13 protein-coding genes are annotated in these 13,301 nt (G+C 64.3%); 6 read left to right on the top strand and 7 right to left on the bottom strand.

All coding sequences use genetic code 11. The features are described 5' to 3' along the window. Positions 1 to 116: 116 nt before the first annotated feature. Entirely contained in the window at positions 117 to 2,777 is a 2,661-nt protein-coding gene (locus ACIQUG_RS26980) for a TIGR02302 family protein (RefSeq protein ID WP_402325255.1), read from the top strand. Positions 2,778 to 2,902: 125 nt separating this feature from the next. Here the strand turns inward: ACIQUG_RS26980 and ACIQUG_RS26985 are convergent, their stop codons facing one another. The 3 genes from ACIQUG_RS26985 to ACIQUG_RS26995 all read right to left on the bottom strand — a co-directional run bounded on the left by ACIQUG_RS26985 (position 2,903) and on the right by ACIQUG_RS26995 (position 4,762). Further along, positions 2,903 to 3,262 carry a response regulator gene (locus ACIQUG_RS26985; protein WP_043623067.1) on the bottom strand — a complete coding sequence of 120 codons (360 nt, stop codon included), beginning with the start codon at positions 3,260 to 3,262 and terminating at the stop codon, positions 2,903 to 2,905. A gap of 222 nt (positions 3,263 to 3,484) precedes the next feature. Continuing rightward, positions 3,485 to 4,030, bottom strand: a complete 546-nt coding sequence (gene hpt / locus ACIQUG_RS26990) for a hypoxanthine phosphoribosyltransferase (protein ID WP_034806612.1) — start codon at positions 4,028 to 4,030, stop codon at positions 3,485 to 3,487. Positions 4,031 to 4,093: 63 nt separating this feature from the next. Beyond that, entirely contained in the window at positions 4,094 to 4,762 is a 669-nt protein-coding gene (locus ACIQUG_RS26995; protein ID WP_402325257.1) for a hypothetical protein, read from the bottom strand. Between the two features lie 307 nt (positions 4,763 to 5,069). Here ACIQUG_RS26995 and ftsE point away from each other — a divergent pair, with 307 nt between their 5' ends. From ftsE to ACIQUG_RS27015, 4 genes are all read left to right on the top strand, one after another. Beyond that, positions 5,070 to 5,729 carry a cell division ATP-binding protein FtsE gene (ftsE, locus tag ACIQUG_RS27000; protein ID WP_043623069.1) on the top strand — a complete coding sequence of 220 codons (660 nt, stop codon included), beginning with the start codon at positions 5,070 to 5,072 and terminating at the stop codon, positions 5,727 to 5,729. After that, on the top strand, positions 5,722 to 6,744 hold the full coding sequence (locus tag ACIQUG_RS27005) for a cell division protein FtsX (protein WP_402325259.1): 1,023 nt from the start codon (positions 5,722 to 5,724) through the stop codon (positions 6,742 to 6,744). Before ftsE ends, ACIQUG_RS27005 begins: the two co-directional genes overlap by 8 nt. Positions 6,745 to 6,841: 97 nt before the next feature. Continuing rightward, positions 6,842 to 7,540 carry a YdcF family protein gene (locus tag ACIQUG_RS27010; protein WP_402325260.1) on the top strand — a complete coding sequence of 233 codons (699 nt, stop codon included), beginning with the start codon at positions 6,842 to 6,844 and terminating at the stop codon, positions 7,538 to 7,540. Between the two features lie 133 nt (positions 7,541 to 7,673). After that, positions 7,674 to 8,465 carry a lysophospholipid acyltransferase family protein gene (locus ACIQUG_RS27015; protein ID WP_402325261.1) on the top strand — a complete coding sequence of 264 codons (792 nt, stop codon included), beginning with the start codon at positions 7,674 to 7,676 and terminating at the stop codon, positions 8,463 to 8,465. A 4-nt stretch (positions 8,466 to 8,469) separates the two neighbouring features. On the opposite strand, the gene ACIQUG_RS27020 is transcribed toward ACIQUG_RS27015, so the two are convergent. Beyond that, positions 8,470 to 9,021: a gamma-glutamylcyclotransferase gene (locus ACIQUG_RS27020; RefSeq protein WP_205237912.1), complete on the bottom strand. Its 552-nt coding sequence runs from the start codon at positions 9,019 to 9,021 to the stop codon at positions 8,470 to 8,472. A gap of 201 nt (positions 9,022 to 9,222) precedes the next feature. On the opposite strand from ACIQUG_RS27020, the gene ACIQUG_RS27025 reads away from it, so the two are divergent. Then, positions 9,223 to 10,233, top strand: a complete 1,011-nt coding sequence (locus tag ACIQUG_RS27025) for a DUF2125 domain-containing protein (protein ID WP_402325262.1) — start codon at positions 9,223 to 9,225, stop codon at positions 10,231 to 10,233. Positions 10,234 to 10,295: 62 nt separating this feature from the next. Here the strand turns inward: ACIQUG_RS27025 and ACIQUG_RS27030 are convergent, their stop codons facing one another. The 3 genes from ACIQUG_RS27030 to ACIQUG_RS27040 form a co-directional block, all read right to left on the bottom strand. Continuing rightward, the gene (locus tag ACIQUG_RS27030) at positions 10,296 to 11,219 is read right to left on the bottom strand and encodes a prephenate/arogenate dehydrogenase family protein (RefSeq protein ID WP_043623081.1); all 924 of its coding nucleotides are present in this window, start codon (positions 11,217 to 11,219) and stop codon (positions 10,296 to 10,298) included. Then, entirely contained in the window at positions 11,219 to 12,325 is a 1,107-nt protein-coding gene (gene hisC / locus ACIQUG_RS27035) for a histidinol-phosphate transaminase (protein ID WP_402325263.1), read from the bottom strand. The genes ACIQUG_RS27030 and hisC overlap by 1 nt, the downstream gene beginning before the upstream one ends. Positions 12,326 to 12,469: 144 nt before the next feature. After that, positions 12,470 to 13,234, bottom strand: a complete 765-nt coding sequence (locus ACIQUG_RS27040; protein ID WP_192450648.1) for a class I SAM-dependent methyltransferase — start codon at positions 13,232 to 13,234, stop codon at positions 12,470 to 12,472. Positions 13,235 to 13,301: the final 67 nt, after the last annotated feature.

Consider the following 13,301-nt stretch of genomic DNA (forward strand, 5'->3'; position numbering starts at 1 on the left):
TATCCTGAACGCAAGCGGGATAGGCGAAGCTGCGTGCTTTTTTGAGCGCGGCCGTCGCCTCACTATATTGGGTCAGCCACAAGCGTTGATGGGCGACCGAAAGGAAACTTGGGCGGATGACGCAATTCCGGCAGGATGAAACGCCACAACCGAAGCCGTTTTCGAGAACTCTGGCGCTGAAGAGATGGCTGGCGCGCGCCGTGCTGGTCGCCGAGCAGGTCCTGCCGCGCATCCTTCTGCCCGGCTCCGTCGCCCTTCTGTTTCTTGCTTTGGCCTGGCTCGGTTTCTTTCGCGCAGCGCCTTTCTGGCTGCATGCGGCGGCCCTCTTTGCTTTCGCCCTAGCCTTCCTCGCGTCCCTCGTTCCGCTCAGCCGGGTCCGCCTGCCCGCGAACGCCGATGCCGATCGCATGCTGGAAGAGCGCAACGCCCTTCCGCATCAGGCCATCCGCGTCCAGGACGATCGCCCCGCGACCGACAATCCCCTGGGTGAGGCGCTCTGGCGCGAACACCAGGCGCGTATGGCGCGGATGATCGGCGCACTCGATACCGGCCTGCCGCGGCCCGATATCGCCAGGCACGATCCCTTCGCGCTCAGGGCCGTGCCGGTGCTTCTCGCCTGCGTCGCCTTTGCCTATTCCTATTCCAACCGCGCCGGATTGCTCAGCGATGCCTTCCGGCTGCCGCAAACGTCGATCGAGGCTGCCAATATCCGCGTCGATGCCTGGGTGACGCCGCCGCCCTATACCGGGCGGGCGCCGATCTTCCTGACGGGCAAGCCCGAAGCCGCCGCGGCCGTGAATGAGGACGCCGGGGCGATCACCATTCCGCAGTTCAGCGATATCACCGTCCGGATCACCGGCGCCGGCGCAGACGCGTCCGTGCGTTACGCGGAAACCGGTGCGAGCGAACCGATCGTCATTCCGGTGGCCGGCGAGAAGGCCGAGCAAAAACAGACTGAGCAGCAAGTGGGCGAAGCCGGACCGAAGGTCGCCGAAGTGGCTGCAACCGAGCCGGCACGCAACGCGACCGCCGTCCGCAACCACGTCTACAAGGTCGTCAAGGACGGCGAACTCACGGTCGGCAACCAGCGCTGGGCGTTCAAGATCACCCCGGACGGCGTGCCTCAGATCGCCTTTGACGGGATCCCTCATCCGACCGTCAACGCGGCGCTCGAAATCACGTTCACGGCCAACGACGACTATGGCATCGCCCAGGCCTGGGCGGAGATCAAGCCGCTCGACGAACCGGCAGAAGGCGCCCGCGCGCTCTATCCGCTGCCGGAGTATCGGCTCGATCTGCCGCGCCGCAATGCGCGCGAGGCAAAGGGCACGACCAGCCGGAACCTCAGCGAGCATCCGCTTTCCGGCAAACGGGTAGAGGTGACGCTCGTCGCCCGGGATGCTGCCGGACAGGAAGGTCGCAGCCCGCCGCACGAGATGATCTTGCCTGCCCGCCAGTTCTCGCAGCCGCTCGCCGGTGCCGTCGCCGAGCAGCGTCAGGTCTTCGCGCTCAATGCCAACGACCTGCCGCGCGCCGTCGATCTCAACGACGCCGTCACCTCGCTTGCCGAGGATTGGATCCCGAACCTCACCCATTTCCTTCTGTTGAAATCGGCGCGCACCCGCATGGCGCTCGCCTATAACGACGACATGTTGCGCGATGCCGCCGGATACCTGTGGGAGATCGCGCTCGGGATCGAGGATGGCGACCTGTCGCTTGCCGAGCGCCATCTGCGCGAAGCCCAGCAGGCGCTGTCGGATGCGCTGGAGCGCAACGCTTCGGACCAGGAAATCGCCAAGCTGATGCAGGAACTGCGCCAGGCGATGCAGCAATACATGCAGGCGCTCGCCGAGCAGGCGATGAAAAATCCACGCATGACCGGCAAGCTCGACCCGAACAACATCCTGCGTCAGCAGGACCTCGAGAAGATGATGAACCAGATCGAGAACCTGGCGCGGTCGGGCGCGCGCGATCAGGCACAGCAGATGCTCTCGGAACTGCAGCGCATGATGAACAACCTGCAGGCTGGCCGCGGACAGCAGCAGATGGGCGAGCAGAACGACGCCATGCGCCAGCAGATGGACAAGCTCGGCAAGCTGATGCAGCAGCAGCAACAACTGATGGACGAGACCTTCAAGTTCGATCAGGCCCTGCGCGACCGGATGCAGCGGGGCGACCCGCTGCAGGGCGAGGACAATGAGCTCTTCGGTCAGGAAATGCCGCAGGACCCGGGGCAGCAGGGCGATCCGAACGGTCAGCCCAATCCGCTCGACGACATGACGGCCGAACAACTGAAGGACGCGCTGAAGCAGCTGAAGGAGCAGCAGGACGCGCTTGGAAAGCAGCTCGGCGAGCTGAACAAGGGCCTGGAAAGCATGGGCATCAAGCCCGGCAAGGGCTTCGGTGAAGCCAAGCGCGAAATGGACGGCGCTTCCGGCGCGCTCGGCAAGGGCCAGGGTGAACAGGCCGTCGGCAATCAGGGCCGCGCGCTACAGGCGCTGCGCCAGGGCGCCCAGGACATGATGAACCAGATGCAGGGCCAAGGTCAGGGTGGACCTGGCATGGGCGTGCCGCAATACGGTCAAAACGGCCGCGATCCCCTCGGACGGCGACAACAGAATCTTGGCCCGAATTTCGGCGACCAGGTCAAGGTTCCAGACGAGATCGATTCCCAGCGCGCCCGCCAGATCCTGGATGAGATTCGCCGCAGGCTCGGCGACAGCCTGTCGCCAGAGCAGGAGCGGCAGTACCTCGAACGCCTGCTCGACATGCGCTGAGCCGAACATCCGGCTTCAGCCGCTTGCCCCATCACGCCAGAACATGACAACGCCACCCGTCGCATCGAAATCGCTGCGACGGGTGGCGTTCTTGTTGCTGTAATGCAGGTCGGTGGGTCTGCCCGTCAGGCGGCCAGCGCCAGGGCGACTGCCTTGCGGATATCGGGAAGGGAAAAGGGCTTGGAGATGACGTCGACGATCTTGTCGGTGAGATCGTCCGCCCGCTCGCGCTGCTCGGCATAGCCGGTCATCAGCAGGATCTTCATGGCCGGAAAGGCGGCGGACGCCTGGTGCGTCAGCTCGATGCCATCCATAACGGGCATGCGGATATCGGAAAGCAGAAGGTCGAAGGCCTGGGCCTCCAGGCAGGCAAGGCCATCGGCCCCATCGCCCGCTTCGACCGTCTCGTGGCCGTCGAGCCTCAGGGCCCGCGCGACGAAGGAACGCAATGCATCCTCGTCCTCGGTAATCAGGATCTTCGCCATCATGGCCTCCGCGTTCGCTTCCGAGTCCGGCGTTCACGCCGGCACCCGCACCTGATCCAAAGGTACAGCGAGCGTGGATCATCGGGAGACACACTGGCGCTGCAGCGCCGCCGATCCTCGTCGAGAATCACTGCGGCACGCACCAAAACAACCAGTTTTTCGTTTGTGTTCGGTAAACGCCGAACGACTGGATTTCAGGGCGCATGCCCCAAAACGGGACGTTTACTCGGCGTCGCCGGTGACAACGCCGACAAACGGCAGCTCGCGGAAGGCATAGGCGACGTCCATGCCATAGCCGACGACGAAGTGATCGGGGCATTCGAAGCCGACATAATCCGCCTCGAGCTCGACCTTGCGCTTGACCCGCTTGTCGAGCAGCACCGCGATCGTGACGTTGCGGGCGCCGCGCTCGTACATCAGTTCCTTGGCAAAGCGCAGCGTGCGGCCGGATTCCAGAATGTCGTCGATCAGCAGAACGTCGCGCCCATGCACGTCGCTGTCGATGTCCTTGGTGATCTTGACGCCCTGCGAAACGGTGCCGGTGCCGTAGCTCGACAGCGTGATGAACTCGACTTCCGGAGCGAGACCAGCCGTATGCATCGAGCGGATCAGATCGGCCGCGAAGATGAACGACCCCTTGAGCACTGCGATCACCAGCAGATCCTTGTGCGGGCCGTTGACGATCATTCCGGCAAGCTCGCTGTTGCGGGCAGCGATCGTTTCAGCCGTATAGAGAGGTTCGATATTCTTACCGCGAACAACGGGCATCAGGGCTTCTCCAGCGTTTCATGCGGAAGACCTCGGCCTTCCCGTTGCCGCCGCTTAGCACAATCAGCGGGCCGAAACACCGTTTTCGGCGAAGGAAACCGCGACTTCCGGCATTTTTCCACCTGCATAGGGCAGTCTCGTCATGAAATGACGGCTCTCACCGGGCGGGATAGCAGCCCCCTCGGGCATCACCCGCGTCGTCGTGACCTTGCGGCCGTTGGCGGTGATCTCCACCACGACCTGCGGCAAACGCTGCTCGACATCGGAGCGATTGTCGATCGAGCCATAGACGGACAGCACGCGCATGCCGCCGGAATAGTCGAGCCCGCTCTTGATGCCGGAAATCGCCAGGGGCTGGACGTCGGCCTGCCCGTCGCCGGCAAAACCGACGATCGCCAGGAAGGACGCGAGCGCAACCCCCGCCACCATCCCGGCAAAGCGGCGTGCCGGCATGTCGCGAAGCCGCGTTTCGGCAAGACGAAGCAATCGGCCGCCGAGCGACGGCTCCTGCTCCACGACCGTCAGCGTCGGCCGCCGCCGGTTGCCGGTCTTCGCATTGTCGTTGAACACCGGATAGGGCGTGCGACGCGACGAGGCGGAGATCACCTCGAATTCCGCATCGACGACGTCGGCGCGCCGCGGCGCTGTAGCCCCGTCGCGTCCGCCGCGCTCCGGCGGCAGGAAGTCGGTATAGGCGCTGCTGCTGGCGGACTTGGTCCGGAATGCCTGCATGATCATTTCCTCCTGTCCCGCAAGAGAACACGGCCGCAGGCGGCCGGCTTGTCTGCGAAACCCTCGGGCAATGGCGAGCCCCTTGCGGTGCAAGAACTAGGCATTGCATCAAATCTTTCCGACACGTAAACCAAAATGGTTAATGTTTCGGAAAGACGTCGCGAAAGCGGCGCGTTTTCATGAAAAATTAACCGTCACTTAACCATGATTCCGCTGGCGGTTTTGCCTTTCCTGGCTGGTCGTCCTATGCGCGGAGGACCGGAACCGGCCATCGGTTGCAGGGCCGTAAGAGAGACTGGGCTGCCGCTTGATTCACTTTGAGAACGTCGGACTGCGCTATGGCATGGGACCGGAAATCCTCCGGGACCTGACCTTCGACATTCCACGCCGTTCGTTCCAGTTCCTGACGGGCCCGTCGGGTGCCGGCAAGACGACACTGCTGCGGCTTCTTTTCCTCTCGCTGCAGCCCACACGCGGCCTGATCCGGATGTTCGACCGCAACATTTCGTCGATCCCGCGCGAGGAATTCCCGATGCTGCGCCGGCGCGTCGGCATCGTCTTCCAGGACTTCCGCCTGCTCGAACATCTCACGACATACGAGAACGTTGCGTTGCCTTTGCGCGTGCGTGGCAAGGAAGAGGCGAGCTACCGGGCCGACGTGATAGAACTCTTGAAATGGGTGGGCCTTGGTGAACGCATCAACGTGCTGCCGCCGGTGCTTTCCGGTGGCGAAAAACAGCGCGCGGCCATCGCGCGAGCACTGATCGACCGGCCGGAGATCCTGCTTGCCGACGAGCCGACCGGCAACGTCGATCCGCCGATGGCAAGGCGCCTGCTCAATCTCTTCCTCGAGCTCAACCGGCTCGGCACGGCGGTCGTCATCGCCACCCACGATCTGTCGCTGATGGACCAGGTGGAGGCGCGGCGCATGATCCTTTCGCAAGGGCGGCTCGACATCTATGAGTGACAGCCGCACGGAACGCCAGAAGGACGTGCCCGAACAGGCACCGGAGGCGCAACAGCGCCGGACCGAAATGCGCGTGCGCCCGACCGGCCCGATCGTGCCGTCGAGCAATGTATCCGGCAATGCGCTGATGTGCGTCATCGCCATCATGTCGTTCCTCGCCTGCCTCACGCTCGGCGGCGTCAGCATGGTGCGAGCCACGGCCCAGAGCTGGCAATCGCAGATCTCCCGCGAGATCACCATACAGATCAAGCCCGACGACAGCCTCGACATGGAAAAGGCGCTCGCGGATGCGCGCGACCTGGCGCTGACCTTCAGCGGCACGACGGACGGCAAGATCGTCGACCGTGCCGCAACCGCCCGCCTGCTCGAACCTTGGCTCGGCGAGGGCCTCGATCTCGACGAGTTGCCCGTCCCGCGCCTCGTCATCATCACCATCGACGAAAACAACCCGCCCGACTTTGCGACCATGCGCAAGGCGCTGACCGAAATCATCCCGCAGGCCTTCCTCGACGACCACCGCACCTGGGTCGACAGGCTGGTCGCCATGGCCAACACCACGGCGATGATCGGCACCGGCGTCTTGACGCTGGTCTTCTCCGCCATGGTGCTGACGGTGGTCTTCGCCACGCGCGGCGCGCTGTCAGGCAACCGTCACATCGTCGAGGTGCTGCATTTCGTCGGTGCCGAAGCCGGCTTCGTCGCGTCGGAATTCCAGAAGCATTTCTTGAGGATCAGCCTCAAGGGCGCCGGCGCCGGCGGCCTGCTCGCGGCACTTTTCTTTGCGCTCGCGGGCTTCTGGCAGTCGCGGACCCTGGCGACCCCCGAGACGGATCAGGCCACCGCCCTCTTCGGAACCTTCACCATCGGCTACAGCGGCTATCTCGGCATAGCCGCGATCATCGTCGTCATCGCCATCCTGACGACGGTTACGGCGCGGCTGACGGTGACCCGCACGATCTACGAAATCGACCTCATCCGTTCGGACCCCGGCCGTACCGACCTCTACCAAAGCTGAGCCGCCTGATGTTTCGCCGCCACTCGATCTATTCCTTGCCGCAATCTGCGGCTATGTGAAGAGAATCATGATGGCGCGAGAACTACGCGGGAACGGAATGACCGGAGGAGACAAATGGCACGGGAAAGCCGACGATCGCCGGCGGTCCCGCAGTCTCCTGCGCAAAATTCTCCGCCGAACCTTCTTCGTCCTGCTCCTGCCGCTGGCAATCCTGATCGCCGCCTTCCTGAATTTTGCCGACACGGTGGCGTCGCTGCAGCCGCCCGGCCATCCCAAGGCCGATGCGATCGTGGTCCTCACCGGCGGCTTCCAGCGCATCGACCAGGCGGTCGATCTATTGAAAGGCGGCGCCGGCAAGCGCCTGCTGATCTCCGGGGTTCACCCGACGACGACAGGCAGCCAGATCCGCCGTAACACCCAGAGCTCGGCCGATCTTTTCAAGTGCTGCGTCGACATCGGCCATGAGGCGATCGACACCATCGGCAATGCGACCGAAGCGGCGCAGTGGATCCGCGATCGTGGCTACGCGACCGTGCTTGTCGTCACCAACAATTATCACATGCCGCGAAGCCTGCTGGAGCTTCGCCGCGCCCGGCCGGAAACGGAGTTCATCCCCTACCCGGTCGTCAACTCCGATCTGAAGACGACAAACTGGCTGCGCAATCCGATGGTGCTGAAGTCGATCCTTCTGGAATTCGGCAAGTATACGGTGGCGTCGATACGCGACCTCGCCGGCGCCCGCCCGACGAGCGGCCTGCGCACCGATGCCTCGCGCGCGACACCCGCCGAAGAATAGGCCGGCAGGAACGGCCTTCGCCGCTGCAAAGTGAAACAGAGCAGTTTTCCTTCAGCACTTAATCGTGTAGGCAGCGATCAACCGGCTCAAAGACGCCGGTCCCCTTGAGACCTCGCCTACGAGAGCGTGCCTGATGATCGTCTTGCGTTCGATCCTTTTCAACGTGGTGTTCTACGCCAATCTGATCGTGCAGATGATCGTGCTGACCCCGATCTACTTCCTGCTGCCGCGCAAGAAGGCGTGGTTCGTGCCGAAGAACTGGGTGCGCAGCAACCACTGGCTCCTGGAAAAGATGGTCGGCACGACCTTCGAGATCGAAGGCCTGGAGAACATTCCGAACGGCCCCTACATCTTCGCGCCCAAGCACCAGTCCTTCTGGGACGCCTACGCGCTGCTGCCGTGGCTGAACGACCCCTTCTACATCCTGAAACGCGAACTGACCTGGATCCCGCTCTTCGGCTGGTACATCCTCAAGCAGCGCATGGTGCCGGTGAATCGCGCCGCCCGCGGCAAGGCGATGACCAGCGTCATGGATCGCACCAAGCAGGAAATGGCGACGGGCCGCGAGCTCATCATCTACCCGGAAGGCACCCGTCGTCCGCCGGGCGCGCCGCCGGAATACAAGTACGGCATCGCCCGCCTCTATCGCGATCTGAACGTGCCGGTCGTACCGGTCGCCATGCATCCGGGCCTGTTCTGGCCGCGCCGCAAGTTCCTGCGCTTTCCGGGCCACTTCAAGGTCCGCATCCTGCCGCCGGTCGAGGCCGGCATGGACCCGGACGCTTTCCTCAAGAAGCTTGTCGAGGTAACGGAAAAGGCCAGTGACGACCTGCTCGTGGAAACGGTGAGGGCCAATCCGCACGTACCGCTGCCACCGACCGCCGAGCAGCGGATGAAGGAACTGAGGGCCGAAGGCCGGGCCTGATCCTTCAGGGCCCTGCCGGATGCGGCGCCTGCCGCAGCAATCCGACCACCTCTTCCAGCCAATGATCGCGGATGCCCATTTCCTTGAGATGGGCGAGCGTGTTGAACACGTATTCGCTGTTCGGCCCGGATTTTCCGGTCGAGACCGAGACGATGCCGGCCGCCTCCGCAGTCGTCAGCGCGCCCGCATACTGGACATGGCCGCGATCGATGACATAGGCGAGCGCCGGCACGCGGCGGCCGTCGGCAAGCAGCACCGGCATGGTGCGCTCCTTGTAGACGTGGGTCACCAGTTCGCGCTCGCGCAGATAGTCGACGACATCGGCCTGCTGTCCGCGTTGGACGCGAAACGCCGTCCCGATGCAGGAGCCGCCACGGTCGAGCCCGAGCACCAGCCCCGGCCGCTGCTCAGTGCCGCGGTGAACCCAGGAACGCACGCAGAGCGAGCGGCGAAATCCGAAGGCGCGCGCCGTCAGCTTCTCCTCGAACGCAAAGCCCGGGTTCCACATCAGCGAGCCGTAGCCAAAGACCCAAAATTCGTCCATATCCACTGTCATTCAACCCGCGCTGCTGTTCTCACTGCCGAATCACGATCGGTCGCGTGGGACGGTGAGCCATTTCGGTTTCTACGGCACAGCATCCCGGCACGAAAGAGACAAGCTCGTCCTCCTGCGGCCGAAGGAAAGAATAGTTTTGCGGATCGACGGCGCCACCCGAAAGGCAGCCTCCATCCTGTTTTGAGTGAGGTACCCGCGCCCATGTCGGCCACCGCAGTCTCCAACCCATCGCCGGTCAGCCGGAAATTCCGCTGGCTCATGGCAGGCATCGTGCTTGTCACCGGCGTTTATTCGGCCGGCTGGTTCTTTGCCGCCGACCAGATCGAGAAGCGGCTAACGACCCGCCTCGCCGAAGGACAGGCGGCCGGCCTTGGCGGCGAATGCACCAACATGGACGTGCGTGGCTTCCCGTTCCGTATCGGCCTCTTCTGCGACAAGGTGCATCTCGACGACACCCGCAACGGTACCTCGGCTTCCTTTGGAGCACTGAGGACCGCCGCCCAGGTCTACCAGCCCGGCCATGCGGTGATCGAACTCGACGGCCCGGCCGAGATCCGGGCTTCCCCCGGCCTCAACGTGTTTGCCGACTGGACGCTGCTGCATGCGAGCGTGCGTGCGACCCTGTCCGGTGTCGACCAAACGTCGCTCACCTATGACAACCTCACCGGCCGCGTGCGCCTTCCGCTCTCGGGCGACGGCCTCGGCTTCGGCGCCAGCCACGGCGAAGTGCACCTGCGCCAGAACGGCGCGGACCTCGACGCCGCCTTGAGCGTCGACAAGCTCGACGTTCGGCCCGAGGAAGGGCCGAGCCTCGCGCCGCCGGCGACCGTCGCCGCCGACCTGACCTTCACTGACCGGGCCGGATGGATGACCACCCCGCCGACGCCTGAGATGTTTCGCGGCAGCAAGGGCGAACTGCGCCAGCTTACCCTCGACCTCGGCGCCGGCATGAACGCCAAGCTTTCCGGGCCGTTCTCGGTCAACGATCAGGGGCTGATTTCCGGCGAGTTCTCGCTGACGATGACCAACATCGAAGCCTGGCGCGCCAATCTGGTCACCCTGATCCCGGATGACGCCAACCTCGTCGACAACACCGCAAACATGCTGAAGGCGCTTGCCAACGGCAAGAACGAGGCGACCGTGAAGCTCAACGTGCGCGACGGTACGGCGTTCCTCGCCTTCATCCCGATCGGCGTCCTGCCGACCCTCTAGGCCACGGGTATAAACCGCACAGGGAGGAAGACCGCGCCACGGTCTTCCCCGGCCTGCTCAAGCTATTTCTGGTCCATGGCATGGCGGCCGAAGTCCGGCATCGCCGTGTCCTGGCCTGCCTGGATGATCGAACGGCGAATGGCCCGGGTGCGGGTAAAGAGATCGAACAGCTTGTCGCCATCGCCCCAGCGGATCGCCCGCTGCAGATAGGCCAGATCTTCCGAAAACCGCGCCAGCATCTCCAGGATCGCATCCTTGTTGTGCAGGCAGACGTCGCGCCACATGGTGGGGTCGGATGCCGCCAGGCGCGTGAAATCGCGGAAGCCCGAGGCGGAGTATTTGATGACTTCGGATTCGGTGACGGTCTCGAGATCGTCCGCCGTGCCCACGATGTTGTAGGCGATGATATGCGGCAGGTGCGAAACGATCGCCAGCACCTTGTCGTGGTGTTCGGCGTCCATTTCCTCGACCATCGAGCCGAGCGTTTCCCAGAAAAGCCTGAGCCGCGCCACTGCTTCGCCGTCAGCGCCTTCCGGCGGCGTCAGGATGCACCAGCGGCCGCGGAAGAGCCCGACGAAGCCCGCATCCGGACCGGAATGCTCGGTACCGGCGATGGGGTGCCCCGGCACGAAATGCACATTCTCGGGCAAATGCGGCGCCATCTGCGCGATCACCGAGCCCTTGGTCGAGCCGACGTCGGTGACGATGGCGCCCGGCTTCAGATGCGCTGCGATCTCGGCGGCAACCGCGCCGGACGCGCCGACCGGGACCGACACGATGACGAGGTCCGCATCGCGAACGGCGTCGGCGGCCGACAGCGTATAGCGATCGCCGAGGCCGAGTTCCTGCGTCCGCTTCAGCGTCGCCTCGCTGCGCGTCGAGACGACGAGCGTGCCGGCAAGCTGCTTCTCGCGGATTTCGCGCGCGATCGACGAACCGATGAGACCAATGCCGATAAGGGCGATCGTTTCAAACTGCTGAGCCATTATTTCCGTCCCATGAATTCGGTCAGCGCCGCGATGACGCCTTCGTTGGCTTCTTCGGAGCCGATGGTCATGCGCAAGGCATTGGGGAAGCCGTAGCTGCGGACCGCCCTCAGGATAAAGCCGCGGTGGGTGAGGAACGCGTCGGCCTCCTCCGCCCGCTTGCCGGGCTCGTCGGGGAAATGGATCAGCACGAAATTCGTGACCGAGGGCGTGATGCGAAGACCGATCGCGGCGAGCGCTTCGGCAACGCGGGCAAGCCAGGTGAGGTTGTGATCAACCGCCGTTGCGACAAAGGCCTGGTCACGGATCGCCGCAGCACCCGCCGCGATGGAAGGCGCGCTGAGATTGAAGGGGCCGCGGACCCGGTTGACGGCATCGATCACCTCGACCGGCGCATACATCCAGCCGATCCGAAGGCCTGCCAGGCCGTAGATCTTCGAGAAGGTGCGGGTCATCACCACGTTTCGGCTGGCCGAGACGAGTTCGAGGCCGGCCGCATAATCGTTGCGGCGCACATATTCGGCATAGGCGGCATCGAGGACCAGCAGAACGCCGTCCGGCAGGCCCGCATGCAGCCGGCGCACTTCGTCGACGGGGATATAGGTGCCGGTCGGATTGGCGGGATTGGCGAGAAAGACCATCTTGGTCCGCTCGGTCACGGCCGCCAGAACGGCATCGACGTCGACGCGCGCATCCCTTTCCTTGACGGTCACGGGCGTCGCGCCCGACGCCAGGATCTCGATCTTGTAGACCAGGAACCCGTGCTCTGTGATGATGCCCTCGTCACCGGGACCAAGATAGGTGCGGCTGACGAGAGCGAGCAATTCGTCGGAACCGTTGCCGCACATGATGTTTGCCGGGTTGAGCCCATGAACCGCGCCGATCGCTTCACGCAGCGCCTTGGCCTGGCCATCCGGATAGCGCTCCAGATTGAAGGCTGCCGCCTGGAAGGCCTCGATCGCCTTCGGGCTGGCACCGAGCGGCGTCTCGTTCGACGACAGCTTATGCACCTTGGCGACACCCGGCGCATGCTCCTTACCCGGTACATAGGCGTCGATATCGAGGATGCCGGAACGCGGCTCAGGGCTCTTCGAAGCAAGGCTCATCAGGTCAGCTTTCTATGGCCATCAGGGTGCCACAGCGGCCTTTGGTGCGCCTTGGGAGGCGCGGGGCGCTATGGCAGGAAAAGAGGTCAAGCCATTACCGGCGCAAGCGGCTTTTGTCGAGGGTCCGCCGCCTGGACGTAAGCCTTATCGGGTGAGGCGTGGCTGTTCGCGCGTGCTCGGCACGCCCTGTGGCGCCAGCACCGGCACGAAGACGCGGCGGGACGCGCGGGCTGCGACCGGCAGCCCCTGGTAAAGCCGCTTCTGCGCCTCGACGACGATGACGCCGGAAAAGACCGGCCAGAGCCAGCGGCCGAGCCGCTCGAAGCCGCGCCGCAGCCGCAGGATCGCCCGGAGCTTCGATGGCGGGAAGAACAGCGCGTCGGCCGTGGCGCCCGGCGTGAAGTTGGTCTCGCGCAAGAGCGCCGTCAGCTGCCCGCGCGAATAGGGCCGGCCGGAACCGAAGGGCGTATGCTCCATGCGCGCCCAGACGCCGCGCCGGTTGGGCACGACGATCACAAGCCGCCCGCCCGGCGCCAGCACCCGCCAGATCTCCTTCATCGTCTCGCGCGGACTTTCGGCGAATTCCAGCGAATGCACCATCAGCACCCGGTCGATCGACGCGTCCGGCAGCGGCAACTCCTCATCGAACACCAGCGCCGTCGAGGAGAGTTCGGCAACCGGCCAGTTCACCGCACCCTGGCCCGCGGGCATGAAGGCGAAGGTGCGCTCCGTGTCCTTGCGGAACCGTTCGAGATAGGGAACGGCATAACCGAGGCCGACCAGCCGCTCGTCCGGCAGGCGCGCCCAGACGGACGAAAGCGCCATGGTGACGGATTGCTCCGCCATCCGGCCAAGCTCGGAGTGATAGAATTCGCGAAGGTCGACAATATCGGTATGCATTCGCAACATGTTAGCTTCGAAGCGGTAGACTTCAAGGTAAGGCTCGCTACATTCGGCAGCATCTCCCCTCTCGTGA

The sequence above is a fragment of the Ensifer sp. NPDC090286 genome (genome assembly GCF_044769565.1).
GTDB lineage: Bacteria > Pseudomonadota > Alphaproteobacteria > Rhizobiales > Rhizobiaceae > Ensifer.

Excerpts from the sequence above, each read along its gene's own strand:
- ACIQUG_RS26980 (WP_402325255.1), top strand. The coding sequence starts at position 117 with ATGACGCAATTCCGGCAGGATGAAACGCCACAACCGAAGCCGTTTTCG.
- ACIQUG_RS26985 (WP_043623067.1), bottom strand. The coding sequence starts at position 3,262 with ATGGCGAAGATCCTGATTACCGAGGACGAGGATGCATTGCGTTCCTTC.
- hpt (WP_034806612.1), bottom strand. The coding sequence starts at position 4,030 with ATGCCCGTTGTTCGCGGTAAGAATATCGAACCTCTCTATACGGCTGAA.
- ACIQUG_RS26995 (WP_402325257.1), bottom strand. The coding sequence starts at position 4,762 with ATGCAGGCATTCCGGACCAAGTCCGCCAGCAGCAGCGCCTATACCGAC.
- ACIQUG_RS27005 (WP_402325259.1), top strand. The coding sequence starts at position 5,722 with ATGAGTGACAGCCGCACGGAACGCCAGAAGGACGTGCCCGAACAGGCA.
- ACIQUG_RS27010 (WP_402325260.1), top strand. The coding sequence starts at position 6,842 with ATGACCGGAGGAGACAAATGGCACGGGAAAGCCGACGATCGCCGGCGG.
- ACIQUG_RS27015 (WP_402325261.1), top strand. The coding sequence starts at position 7,674 with ATGATCGTCTTGCGTTCGATCCTTTTCAACGTGGTGTTCTACGCCAAT.
- ACIQUG_RS27020 (WP_205237912.1), bottom strand. The coding sequence starts at position 9,021 with ATGACAGTGGATATGGACGAATTTTGGGTCTTTGGCTACGGCTCGCTG.
- ACIQUG_RS27025 (WP_402325262.1), top strand. The coding sequence starts at position 9,223 with ATGTCGGCCACCGCAGTCTCCAACCCATCGCCGGTCAGCCGGAAATTC.
- ACIQUG_RS27030 (WP_043623081.1), bottom strand. The coding sequence starts at position 11,219 with ATGGCTCAGCAGTTTGAAACGATCGCCCTTATCGGCATTGGTCTCATC.
- hisC (WP_402325263.1), bottom strand. The coding sequence starts at position 12,325 with ATGAGCCTTGCTTCGAAGAGCCCTGAGCCGCGTTCCGGCATCCTCGAT.
- ACIQUG_RS27040 (WP_192450648.1), bottom strand. The coding sequence starts at position 13,234 with ATGTTGCGAATGCATACCGATATTGTCGACCTTCGCGAATTCTATCAC.